This is a genomic window from Clavibacter michiganensis, from assembly GCF_021216655.1.
Classification (GTDB): Bacteria; Actinomycetota; Actinomycetes; order Actinomycetales; family Microbacteriaceae; genus Clavibacter; species Clavibacter michiganensis.
In genome coordinates this window covers 1,558,430-1,573,637 of the sequence record NZ_CP080437.1, presented here as the reverse complement: position 1 = coordinate 1,573,637, position 15,208 = coordinate 1,558,430, and the positions used below count along the sequence as shown (strand labels likewise).

11 protein-coding genes are annotated in these 15,208 nt (G+C 72.0%); 7 read left to right on the top strand and 4 right to left on the bottom strand.

Annotated features, from left to right (window positions below; translation table 11 throughout):
* Positions 1-189 precede the first annotated feature (189 nt).
* The gene (locus tag K0V08_RS07230; RefSeq protein ID WP_079534366.1) at positions 190-399 is read right to left on the bottom strand and encodes a hypothetical protein; all 210 of its coding nucleotides are present in this window, start codon (positions 397-399) and stop codon (positions 190-192) included.
* Between the two features lie 756 nt (positions 400-1,155).
* Here K0V08_RS07230 and glmU point away from each other — a divergent pair.
* Together glmU and K0V08_RS07220 are read left to right on the top strand one after the other, a co-directional pair.
* On the top strand, positions 1,156-2,700 hold the full coding sequence (gene glmU / locus K0V08_RS07225; protein WP_079534370.1) for a bifunctional UDP-N-acetylglucosamine diphosphorylase/glucosamine-1-phosphate N-acetyltransferase GlmU: 1,545 nt from the start codon (positions 1,156-1,158) through the stop codon (positions 2,698-2,700).
* 14 nt (positions 2,701-2,714) lie between these two features.
* Positions 2,715-3,692, top strand: a complete 978-nt coding sequence (locus tag K0V08_RS07220) for a ribose-phosphate diphosphokinase (RefSeq protein WP_012038964.1) — start codon at positions 2,715-2,717, stop codon at positions 3,690-3,692.
* Between the two features lie 45 nt (positions 3,693-3,737).
* On the opposite strand, the gene K0V08_RS07215 is transcribed toward K0V08_RS07220, so the two are convergent.
* Entirely contained in the window at positions 3,738-4,112 is a 375-nt protein-coding gene (locus K0V08_RS07215; RefSeq protein WP_079534372.1) for a hypothetical protein, read from the bottom strand.
* Positions 4,113-4,181: 69 nt separating this feature from the next.
* Complete coding sequence (gene gndA, locus K0V08_RS07210) at positions 4,182-5,636, bottom strand: NADP-dependent phosphogluconate dehydrogenase (protein WP_079534374.1); 1,455 nt, start codon at positions 5,634-5,636, stop codon at positions 4,182-4,184.
* Positions 5,637-5,719: 83 nt separating this feature from the next.
* Between gndA and K0V08_RS07205 the strand changes: the two genes are divergently transcribed.
* The 4 genes from K0V08_RS07205 to mfd all read left to right on the top strand — a co-directional run bounded on the left by K0V08_RS07205 (position 5,720) and on the right by mfd (position 12,986).
* Positions 5,720-7,720 carry a gluconokinase, GntK/IdnK-type gene (locus K0V08_RS07205; RefSeq protein ID WP_079534376.1) on the top strand — a complete coding sequence of 667 codons (2,001 nt, stop codon included), beginning with the start codon at positions 5,720-5,722 and terminating at the stop codon, positions 7,718-7,720.
* Positions 7,721-7,890: 170 nt separating this feature from the next.
* On the top strand, positions 7,891-8,535 hold the full coding sequence (locus K0V08_RS07200) for a 50S ribosomal protein L25/general stress protein Ctc (RefSeq protein WP_012038960.1): 645 nt from the start codon (positions 7,891-7,893) through the stop codon (positions 8,533-8,535).
* A gap of 142 nt (positions 8,536-8,677) precedes the next feature.
* On the top strand, positions 8,678-9,265 hold the full coding sequence (gene pth / locus K0V08_RS07195; protein ID WP_012038959.1) for an aminoacyl-tRNA hydrolase: 588 nt from the start codon (positions 8,678-8,680) through the stop codon (positions 9,263-9,265).
* 88 nt (positions 9,266-9,353) lie between these two features.
* Positions 9,354-12,986 (top strand): transcription-repair coupling factor, encoded by a 3,633-nt coding sequence (gene mfd, locus K0V08_RS07190; protein WP_012038958.1) that lies wholly within the window; start codon positions 9,354-9,356, stop codon positions 12,984-12,986.
* A 23-nt stretch (positions 12,987-13,009) separates the two neighbouring features.
* On the opposite strand, the gene K0V08_RS07185 is transcribed toward mfd, so the two are convergent.
* Complete coding sequence (locus K0V08_RS07185; protein ID WP_079534378.1) at positions 13,010-14,239, bottom strand: Na+/H+ antiporter NhaA; 1,230 nt, start codon at positions 14,237-14,239, stop codon at positions 13,010-13,012.
* Between the two features lie 107 nt (positions 14,240-14,346).
* Here K0V08_RS07185 and K0V08_RS07180 point away from each other — a divergent pair, with 107 nt between their 5' ends.
* Positions 14,347-15,126, top strand: coding sequence for a nucleoside triphosphate pyrophosphohydrolase (locus tag K0V08_RS07180; RefSeq protein ID WP_079534380.1), 780 nt, complete (start codon positions 14,347-14,349; stop codon positions 15,124-15,126).
* The last annotated feature ends 82 nt before the right edge of the window (positions 15,127-15,208 follow it).

The following is a 15,208-nucleotide window of genomic DNA, read 5'->3' as shown; positions in this document are numbered from 1 at the left end:
ACTCCTGCATGCGGCAGGCCTGCGCTATCGGGTCAACCATTCGTCGTGCTCTATACGCAGCTCATCCCGGCTCTGTATTCCAGGAACGAGCCGCGTAACGACCGGGTACTCGATGACATCGCCTGCCGCCAACCCACTCCGACGAACAGGAGCGTCCTCAGCTCGTTCGAGCGCCAAGGCCAGTGCCAATCAGTTCTTGAAGAAGCGGGCTTCGTCGCTGTCGTTCAATTTGTCGACCAAAAGCTGCGCAGCGGCCTGAATGCCGGACTTAAGGGCTGTCTGTCGTGACGGCCGCCACGCGTCGTGTAGCTGCTCTGCAGGTAGGTTGCCGAGCAGCACCATAAGGTGCGCCCAACTGAATGTAAACAGGACGCGACTGTCCACCGTGTTCTCGCCCATGCCGCCCGTGGGAATGAGGTACTCTCAGCAATGTGAAAAGCGAGGGTGATCCTGCACGAGCAGAATCTGCCGCCTGTGTGCCCGGGGTGCGGGTACGCAAAGGGAGTCGAGAGCCCGAGGGTCAGCACCTTGGTTTGGCGGCCCTCTTCGCGGTGCTCATAAGCGGTGTAGTGCTCGCCATCGGAGCTTGGAACGCGCACGACGTGACGTTCGGAACGTGTGGGAGGCCGGCCACTGGGCTCGCCATCCTTGTACTCTCCGTGAGTATCGTTTCGCTGCTCGCTAGCGCAGCGCGCGCTGTCGCGCACTTGATGTCGGATCCGGGGAAGAATTTCCTCGACTTCAGAGGCAAGGTGGCCGGAGTCATGGCCGCGGCCTTCGTCGTCATCGAGGGGTCTGTCACCCTCGGATACACGCCCTCGGACCCCAGCCCTGAGATGTGTCCTGCTGCGGCTTCAGACTCACGCTGATTCGCGTAACCTTTTGAGCGCGCGGTCAGGCGCCAGGACCGAAGCAAGCTGGCCTTGAGCCTCGGGCACCATGTGAGGCGTCTCCGGCTGCTTGTCAAGCGGGAGCTGCGAGGCGCTTCCCCATAGGGTGCAGACCAGGCCGTGGAGCAGGATCCCAAAGCCGCGGAACGCCCGTGACCGCTCGGATCCGAGATCCTTACCACCAGTGGCATCCGCGACCAGACCGAACACCTCGCGACGCCCGCCGGCCGCGCCGGAGAGACGCAACGCAGATCAGGAGATCGCCATGACCGACTCAGACATCACGCCGACGACCCGCGAGATCCCCATAGTCACGGGCGAGCTCGACGTCGACGGCGAGCCGCGCAGCCCCTCCATCGCGGTCGTGATCCTCGCCGCCGGCCAGGGCACCCGCATGCGCTCCCGCCTGCCCAAGGTCCTGCACCCGCTCGCCGGCCTGCCGCTCGTCGGCCACGTGCTCGCGACCGCGGAGGAGCTCGGCGCGCGCCACATCGTCACGGTCGTGCGCCACGATCGCGACCAGGTCGTCGAGGTCGTGCGCGCGCTGTCGCCGCAGGCCCTCGTGGTCGACCAGGACGAGATCCCGGGCACCGGCCGCGCGGTGGAGGTGGGCATCACGGCCCTGCCCGACGGCTTCACCGGCCAGGTCGTCGTGCTCTCGGGCGACGTGCCCCTGCTCGACGCGGCCACGCTCCGTTCGCTCGTCTCCGCGCACCGCCAGGCGCGCAACGACCTCACGCTCCTCACCGCGCGCCTCGACGACCCGACCGGCAACGGCCGCATCATCCGCGGCCAGGACGGCGCGTTCGAGGCCATCGTCGAGCAGAAGGACGCGACCGGCGAGCAGCTCCGCATCGACGAGGTCAACGCGGGCGTCTACGTGTTCGACGCCGAGGCGCTCCGCCAGACCCTCGGCGCCATCGGCACCGACAACGCCCAGCGCGAGAAGTACCTCACCGACGCGGCCGACGTGATCCGCCGCGCGGGCGGAGCCATCGAGGGCCTGCCGGTGCGCGACAGCTGGCTCGTCGCCGGCATCAACGACCGCGTCCAGCTCACGGCCGCGGCCACCGAGCTGAACGCGCGCATCATCCGCCGCTGGCAGCTCGCGGGCGTGACGATCCAGGATCCGCGCACCACCTGGATCGACGTCAAGGCGACGCTCGCCGCCGACGTCACCGTCCTCCCGGGCACGCAGATCCTCGGTGCGTCCACGGTCGCCGCGGGCGCGACGGTCGGCCCGGACACGACCCTCCGCGACACCGAGGTCGGCGAGGACGCGACCGTCCGCCGCACCGACGCGGAGCTGGCCGTCATCGGCGCCCGCGCGACGGTCGGCCCGTTCTCCTTCCTGCGACCCGGCACGCGCCTCGGCGACGACGGCAAGATCGGCGCCTACGTCGAGACGAAGAACGTGGAGATCGGCGTGGGCAGCAAGGTCCCGCACCTCAGCTACGTGGGCGACGCGACCATCGGCGAGCACACCAACATCGGCGCCGGCGCGGTCTTCGCGAACTACGACGGGCACACGAAGCACCGCACCGAGGTGGGCGACCACGTGCACCTCGGCTCGCGGAACGTCCTCGTCGCACCGGTTAGGATCGGTACCGGCTCCTACACGGGTGCCGGTGCCGTCATCCGCAAGGACGTGCCGCCCGGCGCACTCGGCATCTCGGTGGTGCCGCAACGCAACATGGTCGGCTGGACCGAGGCGAAGCGACCGGGCACCCCCGAGGCCCGGGCCGCCGTCGAGGCGGCCGAGGGGCACCAGGACGATCCGTCCGGGACCGAGCACACCGAGCAGCACTGACGAGACGGAGTCCCGTGTCCGCAATCAAGACCGCCGGAGAGAAGCGGCTCGTGATCGTCACCGGTCGCGCGCACCCCGAGCTCGCCGAGCAGATCGCCGAGGAGCTCGAGACGACCCTCGTGCACACCGACGCGCGGACCTTCGCCAACGGCGAGCTCTACATCCGCTACGACGAGAGCGTCCGCGGCAGCGATGCGTTCGTCATCCAGTCGCACACCGCGCCCATCAACGAGTGGCTCATGGAGCAGCTCATCATGGTCGACGCGATGAAGCGGGCCTCGGCCAAGCGGATCACCGTGGTCGCCCCGTTCTACCCCTACGCCCGGCAGGACAAGAAGGGCCGCGGCCGCGAGCCGATCTCCGCCCGCCTCGTCGCCGACCTCTTCAAGGCCGCCGGCGCCGACCGCATCATGTCGGTCGACCTGCACGCCGCGCAGATCCAGGGCTTCTTCGACGGCCCCGTCGACCACCTCTTCGCGATGCCCGTGCTCCTCGAGCACATGCGCTCCGTGCTCGACTCCAAGACGCTCACGGTCGTCTCGCCCGACATGGGTCGCGTGCGCGTCGCCGACATCTGGAGCGACAAGCTCGGCGCGCCGCTCGCCATCATCCACAAGCGCCGCGACCCGAAGGTGCACAACCAGGTCACCGTCCACGAGATCGTCGGCGACGTCGCCGGCCGCGTGTGCCTCCTGGTGGACGACCTGATCGACACCGGCCGCACCATCGTCTCCGCCGCCGAGGCCCTGAAGAAGAACGGCGCCACGGGCGTCGTCGTCGCGGCAACGCACGCGGTCTTCTCCGACCCGGCCACGCAGATCCTGGACAGCCCGCACATCGACTCGGTCGTGGTCACCGACACGCTGCCGATCCCCGAGGACAAGCGCTGGGACAAGCTCACGGTGCTGCCCATCGCGCCGCTGCTGGCCCGCGCGATCCACGAGGTCTTCGACGACGGATCCGTCACGAGCATGTTCGACGGCGCGGCCTAGTCCCGAGCACCGCGGTCCGGGCCGGCGGCTCGGGCGACCGGGGGATCAGTCCCGGGAGTTCCGCTCGACGACCTCGCGCGCGACGCGGCCCGAGGGGATGAGCCCGAGCGACACGATGTGCTCATCGCCGCCGAAGGCGTACTTCGTGTAGCACTCGTACCCCATCACGCCGGGTCCGAACAGCTGGAACCGCACCTCGTAGGAGGGGGAGTCGGGTCGCTCGTACGCGACGAAGTCGGCGCAGGCCATGTCGGCCGTGCTCGCGCCCACGCGCACCATGGTGACGACGCCGGGGAGCAGCAGGCTCACGATGCCGACCACGACGACCACGCGCATCACGACGAGCGTGCGCTTGCTGCGCAGGCTCCGCGGGCGGTGCGGCTCGTAGCCCGCGAGCTCGGGGTGCTCGTCCTCGTCCATCCGCCCCAGTGTGACAGACGCCCCGCCGCCCACGAGGGGCGGCGGGGCGTCGGCGACGGTCGGCGGACGCTAGTGCGTGTCCTCCGCCTCGACCTCGGAGCGGTCGCCCGACCACAGCGTGTGGAAGGTGCCCTCCTTGTCGGTGCGGTGGTACGTGTGCGCGCCGAAGAAGTCGCGCTGGCCCTGCACGAGGGCGGCGGGCAGGCGCTCGGAGGCGAGCGAGTCGTAGTAGCTGAGCGCCGACGCGAAGCCGGGCACCGGGATCCCCGACAGCGCCGCGACCGAGACGACCCGGCGCCAGGCCTGCTCGCCGTCGGCGACGGCCTTGGCGAAGTACGGGTCCTCGAGGAGCGTCGCGAGGCCGGAGTCCTTCTCGTACGCCTCCACGATGCGGTTGAGGAACTGCGCGCGGATGATGCAGCCGCCGCGCCAGATCTCCGCGACCTTGCCCTTGTCGATGTCCCAGCCGTACTCCTTCGCGCCCGCGATGATCGCGTCGAAGCCCTGCGCGTACGCGACGACCTTGCTCGCGTAGAGCGCGGCGCGGACGTCGTCCTCGAAGGTGTCGCCGCCCGACTGGATCTCCGGACGGCTCGTGATCGTCGCCTGCACGGCCTTCCGCTGCTCGGGCTTCGACGACACGGCGCGCGCGAACACGGCCTCCGCGATCCCGCCCACCGGCACGCCGAGGCCCACCGAGTTCTGCACGGTCCAGACGCCCGTGCCCTTGGATCCGGCCTGGTCGACGATGACGTCGACGAGCGGCTTGCCCGTGGCGGCGTCCTTCTGGCGGAGCACCTCGGCGGTGATCTCGATGAGGTACGACTCGAGGTCGCCCCCGTTCCACTCCTCGAACACGTCCGCGATGGCGTCCGGCTCGTGGCCGCCGACGCGGCGCAGCAGGTCGAAGGACTCCGCGATGAGCTGCATGTCGGCGTACTCGATGCCGTTGTGGATCATCTTCACGAAGTGGCCGGCACCGTCGGTGCCGATGTGGGTCACGCAGGGCTTGCCCTCCGCGACCGCGGCGATCGACTCGAGGATCGGGCCGAGCGTCTCGTACGCCTCGGCCGTGCCGCCGGGCATGATGCTGGGGCCCTTGAGCGCGCCCTCCTCGCCGCCGGAGATGCCGGCTCCGACGAAGTGGAGGCCCTTCGCACGGACCTCCTTCTCGCGGCGGATCGTGTCGGTGAACAGCGCGTTGCCGCCGTCGACGATGATGTCGCCCTCCTCGAACGCCTCGGTCAGCTGCTCGATGACGGCGTCGGTGCCGCGCCCGGCCTTGACCATGATGATCGCGGTGCGGGGGCGCTGCAGCGACGCAGCGAACTCCTCGATCGAGGTCGCGGCGACGAAGCCCGCCTCGGGGTGCTCCTCGACGAGGTCGGTGGTCTTCTGGGTCGTGCGGTTGTACACCGCGACCGTGTTGCCCTCGCGGCTGGCGAGGTTGCGGGCGAGGTTCGACCCCATCACCGCGAGCCCCACCACCCCGATGTTCGCCGTGGCCTGCTGGTCATCTGACATCTGATGCCTCCTTGTCGACAGTCGCCATCAGGCTACGCCCGGGCCCCCGACCGTCAGCGGGGCGTCGGGGAGCGTCTCGTAGGATGGACGAGCGCACCCACACGGTCGCGCCGCACGAGTTCCTCACCGAACCGCAGGGAGTGATCCGCATCGACGCCGTCCGCCCGTTCCCGCCCGTGATCGTGATGGGGGTCTCCGGATCCGGGAAGTCGACGGTGGGCGAGCTGCTCGCGCAGGATGCGGGCATCCCCTTCATCGACGGCGACGACCTCCACCCGGAGGCCAACCGCCGCAAGATGGCCGAGGGCCACGCGCTCGACGACGACGACCGCCGGCCCTGGCTGGAGGAGGTCGGCCGCGCGCTCGCCGGGCGCCCCGAGGGCGGACCCGTCGTCGCGTGCAGCGCGCTGAAGCGCTCCTACCGCGACATCCTCCGCGCCGCCGCGCCCGACGCCGTCTTCGTGCACCTGGCCGGCGACCACGAGCTGCTGGCCGAGCGCCTGGGCTCCCGCGAGGGCCACTTCATGCCGTCGAGCCTGCTCGCGTCGCAGCTGCGCACGCTCGAGCCGCTCGGGGACGACGAGCAGGGCATCACCCTCGACATCACCGACGATCCCGTCGCGCTCGCCGACGCGGCCGTCCGCGAGCTGCTGCCGGGAGGACGCACGGCGTCGCCCGGCCGGGTCGACGACGCGCCGGCCACCGCGACCGAGCCCGCCGCCGCGGTGCCCGAGGCGGACGTCCCCGCGGTCGTCCGGGAGGCGCGGTCCGACGCGGACGTGCCGCGCGCGGACGTGCATCGCGCCGACGCGGCACCGTCCGCCGGCGCCGAGGGCGCGCCCGCCGCCGCCGTCCACGAGCCCATCCGCGTCGCGATCGTCGGCTGCGGCGTCATCGGCACGCATCACGCGCGCGTGCTCGCCGAGCACCCCGAGTTCCGCGTCGCCGCGCTCGTCGACGTCACGGCCGCCACCGCCGACGAGCTCGCCGACGTGGTGGTCGACGAGCTGCGCGCCGACCGCCCGCGCGTCTTCGCGCACCTCGGCGACATGATCAGGGAGGACGCCGCCGAGCTCGTCGTCATCTGCACGCCCAGCGGACTGCACATCGGCCTCGCCGAGGAGGCCCTCGCCGCCGGCCTCCACGTCGTCATCGAGAAGCCGCTCGACGTCGACCTGGCGCGCGGCCGCCGCATCGCCGAGCTCGCGCGCGAGGCCGCCGGGCGGGGGATCCTCTCGACCGTCATCAGCCAGCACCGCTTCAACCCGTCGAGCGTCGTCGTCGACCGGGCCGTGCGCTCGGGCCGCCTCGGCCGCCTCACCTCCGCCGTCGCCAGCGCGCCGTGGTGGCGCAGCCAGGGCTTCTACGACTCCGGCCACTGGCGCGGCACGTGGGACCTCGACGGCGGCGGCGCGCTCATGAACCAGGGCGTGCACACGCTCGACCTCCTCGTCTCCTACCTCGGCCGCCCGGTCGAGGTGTACGCGCAGACGGCGCTGCTCGCGCACGACGGCATCGAGGTCGAGGACGTCGCGGTCGCCGTGATCCGCTTCGCCTCCGGCGCCCTCGCGACGCTGCAGGCGACCACCGCCGGGTACCCGGGCCTCGACACCCGCGTGCAGGTGCAGGGCACGCGCGGATCCGCCGTCATCGAGGCCGGATCCCTCACCTACTTCCACGCGGCGCCCGAGTCGGGAGTGCCCGCCCAGGCCGACGTGCGCAACGACGCCGAGCTCGAGATCCACGCCGCGGACCTGCCGCGCTCGCCGCGCCTCGACAACACCTACCTCGAGGGCCACTACCGCCAGTACGACGACATCGCCGACGCCCTGCGGTCGGGCCGGCCGGCCGGGGTCACGGTCGACGACGCCTTCCTGTCGCTCGCGACCGTGGTGAGCGTCTACGTCTCGGCCACGCTGGGTGCGCCGGTCGCGTTCGAGGACGTCGTCGACGGCGTGCACGACGGCCTGCGCCTCCGGGTCGGCCAGTCCACGCCGCCCGCGCCGGGATCCCCGTCGCCGGCGGCCGCACCGGACGCATCGAACTCACCCGACGCGTCGACCGGGGACCCCTCCGTCCGGTAGCATCGGGGGTTGAACTTCGGCGAGGGATCGCAGGGGCCGCGCGCGAGCGCGGCGGCGGTCCGTTATCGACGCGGTGGACGGGGCTCGCACCTCATTCCTCACGCGCAAGCGTTCGAGCAGACGACAGACACACGACGCGAGCCCTCACGGGCCGCAATTGGAGCGACACCATGGTTGACAACAACCTCTCCGCGGAGCTGCGCACGCAGTTCGGCAAGGGCGCGGCCCGCAAGATCCGCGCGATCGGCAAGATCCCCGCGGTCATCTACGGCCACGGCACCGACCCGCAGCACGTCACGCTGCCGGGCCACGAGCTCATGCTCATCATCCGCAAGGCCAACCAGATCATCACGCTCGACATCGCGGGCACGCCCCAGCTGGTGCTGGTGAAGGACGTCCAGAAGGACCCCGTGCGCCAGATCATCGAGCACGTCGACCTCATCGTCGTCCGCCAGGGCGAGCGCGTCGAGGTCGAGGTCCCGATCCACGTCGAGGGCGAGTCCTACCCCGGCACGATCCACAACCTCGAGTACACGTCCATCACGGTCGACGTCGAGGCCACCCACATCCCGGAGCGCTTCGTCGTCTCCATCGAGGGCTTCGAGGAGGGCACGCAGATCACGGCCGGCCAGGTCGACCTGCCCGCCGGCGCGACGCTCGTCACCGACCCCGAGACCCTCGTGCTCGCGATCTCCGTGCCCCAGCTCGACCTCACGACCGACGCGGTCGACGAGGACGTCGTGGCCGAGGGCGACGCGGACGTCGCGGTCACCGACGACGGTGCCACCGGCGCCCAGTCGGGCGACGACAAGTAGCACCTGCCGCGGCCCCGGTCGCGCACGCACCACCAGCACGACAGCACCACGGAGCCCGTCGGCCGCCGTCCGGGACACCGGCAGCGGCCGGCGGGCTCCGCGCATCCGCCCCGGATGCGATCGACGGACGAGGAGAGCGCACGTGGACGACCGGACCCTGCTCGTGGTCGGCCTCGGCAACCCCGGCCCGCAGTACGCGGGCACGCGGCACAACGTGGGCCAGATGGCGCTCGACGTGCTCGCCGACCGGATGCGCGCCACGTTCCGCTCGCACCGCTCCAACGCGCAGGTCGCGGAGGGGCGCGCCGTCCCCGGCGGGCCGAAGCTCATCCTCGCGAAGCCGAGCTCGTTCATGAACCTGTCCGGGGGGCCGGTCGCGAACCTCCTCAAGTACTTCTCGCTCGAGCCCGCGCAGCTCGTCGTCGCGCACGACGAGCTCGACATCCCGTTCGACTCGATGAAGCTCAAGCAGGGCGGCGGGCACGGGGGCCACAACGGGATACGCGACATCATCTCCTCCGCGGGCACGGGCGACTTCACGCGCGTGCGCATCGGCATCGGCCGCCCGCCCGGCCGCCAGGACGCCGCCGACTTCGTGCTCAAGCCCTTCTCCTCCACGGAGCGGCAGGTGCTGCCCAACGTGCTGGAGGACGCGGCCGACGCCATCGAGATGATCGCCTCCGACGGCCTCATCGCGGCGCAGCTGCGGTTCCACACCGCCGCGTCCTGATCCGCGCGGCCGGCCCGGCCCGCGCGTCCCGCGTCCGCCCTCGGCGGACGACGGCGAGCGCGTCGGTGGCGGCGCGTACGATCATCTGGTGATCCTCCAGGGCTTGATCCCGGCGCTCTCGCGCGCCTCCACGTTCGACGACGCCCTCGCATCGGCCTCCCGCGACGCCGACTTCTCCCTCACCGAGGGGCTCCAGGGGCCGCTGCTCGCGGGGCTCCTGCGCCAGCGCATCCAGCGCGGCATCCCGGGGTGCCTGCTCGTCGTCACCGCCACCGGTCGGGAGTCCGAGGGGATGCGCCGCAGCCTCGACGCGGTGCTGCCGGACGCCGAGATCCTCGAGTTCCCGGCCTGGGAGACGCTGCCGCACGAGCGGCTCAGCCCGAGCGCGGAGATCGTGGGCAAGCGGATCCACGCGCTGCGCCGCATGGAGCAGTGGCACGCCGCGCTCGGCCAGGGGGCCCGCGAGGTGCCCGCCGAGCAGGTGCGCCCGCTCGTCATCGTCGCGTCGGTGCGCGCGGCCCTCCAGCCCGTGGCGGACAACCTCACCGAGCTCGCGCCCGTGCAGCTCGCCACCGGCAGCCGCGGGCACGACCTCTCCGAGCTGGCCGTCCGGCTCGTCGACCTCGCGTACTCGCGCGTCGACATGGTCACGCGCCGCGGCGAGTTCGCGGTGCGCGGCGGCATCCTCGACGTCTTCCCGCCCGTCTCCGACCACCCCGTGCGCGTCGAGTTCTTCGGCGACGAGGTCGACCAGATGCGGCCGTTCGCGGTCGCCGACCAGCGCTCGCTCGAGGAGGAGATCACCTCGGTCGAGCTGCCGCCGAGCCGCGAGCTGCTGCTGAGCGCGCCCGTGCGCCAGCGCGCCCGCGAGATGCAGCACGAGTTCCCGAACCTCCAGCAGATGCTCGCGAAGATCGCCGAGGGCATCCCGGTGGAGGGCATGGAGTCGCTGGCTCCGGCCCTCGTCGACAGGCTCGTCCCCGTCACCCACTACCTGCCGGTGGACGCGGCCATCGCCGTGGTCTCGCCCGAGCGCGTCTCCACCCGCGCGCAGAGCCTCGCCGACACCAACCGCGAGTTCCTCGACGCCGCGTGGAACGCCGCCACCGCGGGAGCGCAGGCGCCCATCGACCTCGCGTCCGGCGACTTCCTCTCGCTCGGCCGCCTGCGCGACGCCCGCGGCCCGCGCCGCTGGTGGACCCTGTCGGGATTCCAGGCCACCGACGTGCTGCCAGAGGACCTCGGGATCGACGAGGTCATGACCGTGCGCATCCAGGCGGATCCCGTGCCGAGCTTCGCGGGCAACGCCGACGGCGCCATCGAGCACGTGCGCCAGCGCCTCGCCGACGGCTGGAGCGTGGGCGTCGTGGCCCAGGGATCCGGCCTGGTCGAGCGCGCCGACACCGTGCTCCGCGAGGCGGGCGTCCCCGCGCGCGTGGTCGAGGAGTTCCCGGCCGAGCCCGAGCCGGGCATCGCCTACCTGCTGCGCTCCGCCATCGACGCGGGCTTCGAGATGCCCGAGGTCAAGCTCGCCCTCCTCACCGAGAGCGAGTTCTACGGGCGCGCGGCCGGCTACGACAGCCGCCAGGTCAAGAAGCTCGCCACGCGGCGCAAGAACGTGGTGGATCCGCTGCAGCTCAAGCCCGGCGACCACGTCGTGCACACCACGCACGGCATCGGCAGGTTCGTCGAGCTCACGCAGCGCGAGGTCTCCTCCGGCGGCCGCAACGCCGTGAAGACCCGCCGCGAGTACCTCGTCATCGAGTACGCGCCCTCGAAGCGCGGCTACCCGGGCGACAAGCTCTTCGTGCCCACCGACCAGCTCGACCTGCTCAGCCGCTACGTCGGCGGGGAGGAGCCCGCCCTCAGCAAGATGGGCGGCAGCGACTGGGCCGCGGCGAAGGGCAAGGCGCGCCGGGCCGTCCGCGACATCGCGGTCGAGCTCGTGAAGCTGTACTCCGCGCGCATGGCGTCGCGCGGGCACTCCTTCCCGCCGGACACCCCGTGGCAGCGCGAGCTGGAGGAGGCGTTCCCCTTCATGGAGACGCCGGACCAGCTCACGGTCATCGACGAGGTCAAGCGCGACATGGAGAGCCCCATCCCCATGGACCGCCTGGTCTCGGGCGACGTCGGCTTCGGCAAGACCGAGATCGCCGTGCGCGCCGCCTTCAAGGCCGTGCAGGACGGCAAGCAGGTCGTGATGCTCGTGCCCACGACGCTCCTCGTGAAGCAGCACTTCGAGACCTTCTCGGAGCGCTTCGCCGGGTTCCCCGTGCACCTGCGCCAGCTCAGCCGCTTCCAGTCGGAGAAGGAGTCGCGCGAGACCGTCAAGGGCCTCGAGGACGGGTCGGTCGACGTCGTCATCGGCACCCACCGGCTGCTCACGGGCAACATCGCGTTCAAGGACGTGGGGCTCGTCATCATCGACGAGGAGCAGCGGTTCGGCGTCGAGCACAAGGACGCGCTGAAGAAGCTCAAGGCCAACGTCGACATCCTCGCGATGTCGGCCACGCCGATCCCGCGCACGCTCGAGATGGCGGTCACGGGCATCCGCGAGATGTCGACGCTCGCGACGCCGCCGGAGGACCGGCACCCCATCCTCACCTTCGTGGGGCCGAACAGCGAGAAGCAGATCGCCGCCGCCATCAGGCGCGAGCTGCTGCGCGAGGGCCAGGTGTTCTTCGTGCACAACCGCGTGTCGAGCATCAACCGGGTCGCGTCGGAGCTGGCCGAGCTGGTGCCCGAGGCGCGCGTCGCCGTGGCGCACGGCAAGATGAGCGAGGCGATGCTCGAGCAGGTCATCGTCGACTTCTGGGAGCGGAAGTTCGACGTGCTCGTGTCGACCACCATCATCGAGACCGGCCTCGACATCGCGAACGCGAACACGCTCATCATCGACCGGGCCGACAAGTACGGGCTCAGCCAGCTGCACCAGCTCCGCGGGCGCGTCGGTCGCGGGCGGGAGCGCGCCTACGCGTACTTCCTCTACGACGCCGACAAGCCGCTGTCCGAGACGGCGCACGACCGGCTGTCCACCATCGCGGCGAACAACGAGCTGGGATCCGGCATGCAGGTCGCGCTCAAGGACCTCGAGATCCGCGGCGCGGGCAACCTCCTGGGCGGCGAGCAGTCCGGCCACATCCAGGGCGTGGGCTTCGACCTCTACCTCCGCATGATCGGCGAGGCCGTGTCGACCTTCCGCGGCGACGTCGCCGAGGGCCAGACCGAGCTGCGGCTCGAGCTGCCGGTGGACGCGCACATCCCCGAGGAGTACGTCGACAGCGAGCGACTGCGCCTCGAGGCGTACCAGAAGCTGTCCACCGCGGCGTCGCCCACGGCGACCGACGACCAGATCGACCGGGTCATCGAGGAGCTGTCCGACCGGTACGGGGAGCCGCCCGTCGAGGTCGACAACCTCGTGCGGGTCTCGCGCCTGCGTCGTGTGGCGCAGCGGGCCGGGCTCAGCGAGGTCGTCGCGATGGGGCCGAACCTGCGCATCGCGCCGGCCGACCTCGCCGACAGCAAGCAGGTGCGCCTGCAGCGCATGTACCCGGGCAGCAAGCTGTTCGCGCAGACCAACGCCGTCACGGTGCCGCTGCCCAAGCGCGACGGCGAGCCGCTGCCCGACGCCGAGCTGGTGGACTGGGTGCGCCAGCTGCTCGACGCCGTCTTCACGGTGGAGCAGGCGCCGGCCGCGAAGGAGTCCGCGCCGAAGGCGTGAGCCGGCCGCGGTCCGGTCGGCGCCTAGGCGCGGGCCGGTCCGCCGTCCGCGTGGGCCGGGAAGTCGTCCCGCGTCGCGTCGTCGTCATCAGCGGCGGCGCCGGCGCGGCGTGCCCGGCGGCTGCGGATCGACAGCGTGACGGCCGCCGCGACGATCGCGACGCCGGATCCCAGCAGCACCGCGAGCGTGCCCTCGTCGCGCACGTCGTCGAGGCCCGCGAACGCGAGCTCGCTCATCAGCAGCGACACCGTGAAGCCGATGCCGCCGAGGAGCGACACGGTCACGAGATCCGGCACCGCGAGTCCGCCGGCGGATCCGCGGCGGCGCGCGACCCACGCGCCGAGCAGCCCGCCCGCGGTGATCCCCACGAGCTTGCCGAGCGGCAGCGCGAGCGCGATGCCCCAGAACGCGGGCGCGAGCTCCGCGAGGCCGATCGCGGGGATCGCGACGAGCGCGGCGGAGAACGCGAACAGCGGCAGGACGATCCCGTTGGAGGCGGGCTCCAGCGCGTGCGCGGCGCGGAGCCCGGAGAGGCGGGGGAGCGCGAAGCCGAGTGCGACGCCGGCGATGGTCGCGTGGATCCCGGAGGAGAGCGTCGCCCACCACGTCACGAGCGCGACGAGCACCAGCAGCGCGACCACGGCGATCCGGGCGGCGCCCGTCCGCCCGACGCCGAGGCGCCCGACCACCGCGAACAGCACGACGCCCGCGACCGCGATGGCGAGCGCGCCCAGGTCGAGGTCTGTCGTGAAGAAGACCGCGATGATCCCGATGGCGATGAGGTCGTCGAGCACCGCGAGCGCGAGGAGGAACACGCGGACGGCGGCGGGCAGCCCGCGCCCGAACACCGCGAGGACGCCGAGCGCGAAGGCGATGTCGGTCGCGGTGGGCACGGGCCAGCCGCGCTCGAGCCCGCTGCCCGCCGTGATCGCGAGGTAGACGAGCGCGGGCACCACGACGCCGCCGACCGCCGCGATGGCGGGCACGAGGGCGCGCGAGACGCTGTTCAACCCGCCGGCCAGGAACTCGTGCTTGAGCTCGACCGCGACGATGAAGAAGAAGACGACGAGCAGGCCGTCGCTGACCCAGTGCCGGAGCGACAGGTCGACGCCGATCGCGGGGAGGGCGAGGTGCCCGTCGGCCCAGGCGAGGAGGCCGGGCCCGGCCGGCGTGTTCGCGACGACGAGGCCGACGACGGCGGCGAGCAGGAGGAGCCCGGCGGCGACGCGCTCGGAGCGGATGAGGGAGGTCATGGGGGCCTTCCGGGGTCGATGGAGGGGGAGACGGTCACCCGCCGCCGACCAGACTTCCCGGCACACCGACCCTCAGCCTACCGGCGGCCCGGTGCGAGGATGGCGGGATGAGCGAGCCCGCGTCCCCGTCCGCGTCCGCCGCCGCATCGGGATCCGAGGCCGCGTCCGCCGCCGTCGCGGAGCTCGCCGCCGCGATGGCCGTCCTCCGGGCCCCCGACGGCTGCGTCTGGAACCGGCAGATGACGCACCGGACCCTCGTGCCGTACCTGCTCGAGGAGAGCCACGAGCTCGTCGAGGCCATCGAGACCGACGACGTGCCCGGCATGCGCGAGGAGCTCGCCGACGTGCTGCTCCAGGTCGTCTTCCACGCCGACATCGCGCGCACCGAGGGCGAGGGCTTCGACCTCGCGGACGTCGCCCGCACCGCGACGGAGAAGATGGTGCGCCGCCACCCGCACGTCTTCGGCGACGAGCGCGCCGACACCGTCGAGGAGGTCCTGCGCGTCTGGGGCGCCGCCAAGGACCGTGAGAAGTCGGCGCGCACGAGCGTCGTCGACGGGATCCCGATGGGCATGCCGTCCCTCGCGCTCGCCGACAAGCTGCTCGGCCGGGCGGAGCGCGTCGGCCTGCTGGAGGCGGACGCCCCGGCCGCGATCCCGGTCGACGACGAGGACGACCTCGGCCGGCTGCTGCTCGCGGTCGTGGTCTCGGCGAGGTCGCGCGGCCTCGACGCGGAGCGCGCGCTGCGGACGACGCTGCGGTCGCTGACCGCGGAGATCCAGGCGGCGGAGATCCAGGCGGCGGAGACCCAGGGGGCGGAGCCGCGTGCGGGCGACAGCGGGATCGACGCCGACGACGCGGTCCCCGGCGCGGGCCGGACCGCCTGAGGCGAGCTCCGGCCCGCGGGGGCATCGCCCGGGATTTACCCGATCCCGAGCGGCCACGTCCGTCGCCTCCACCCGAAGGAGA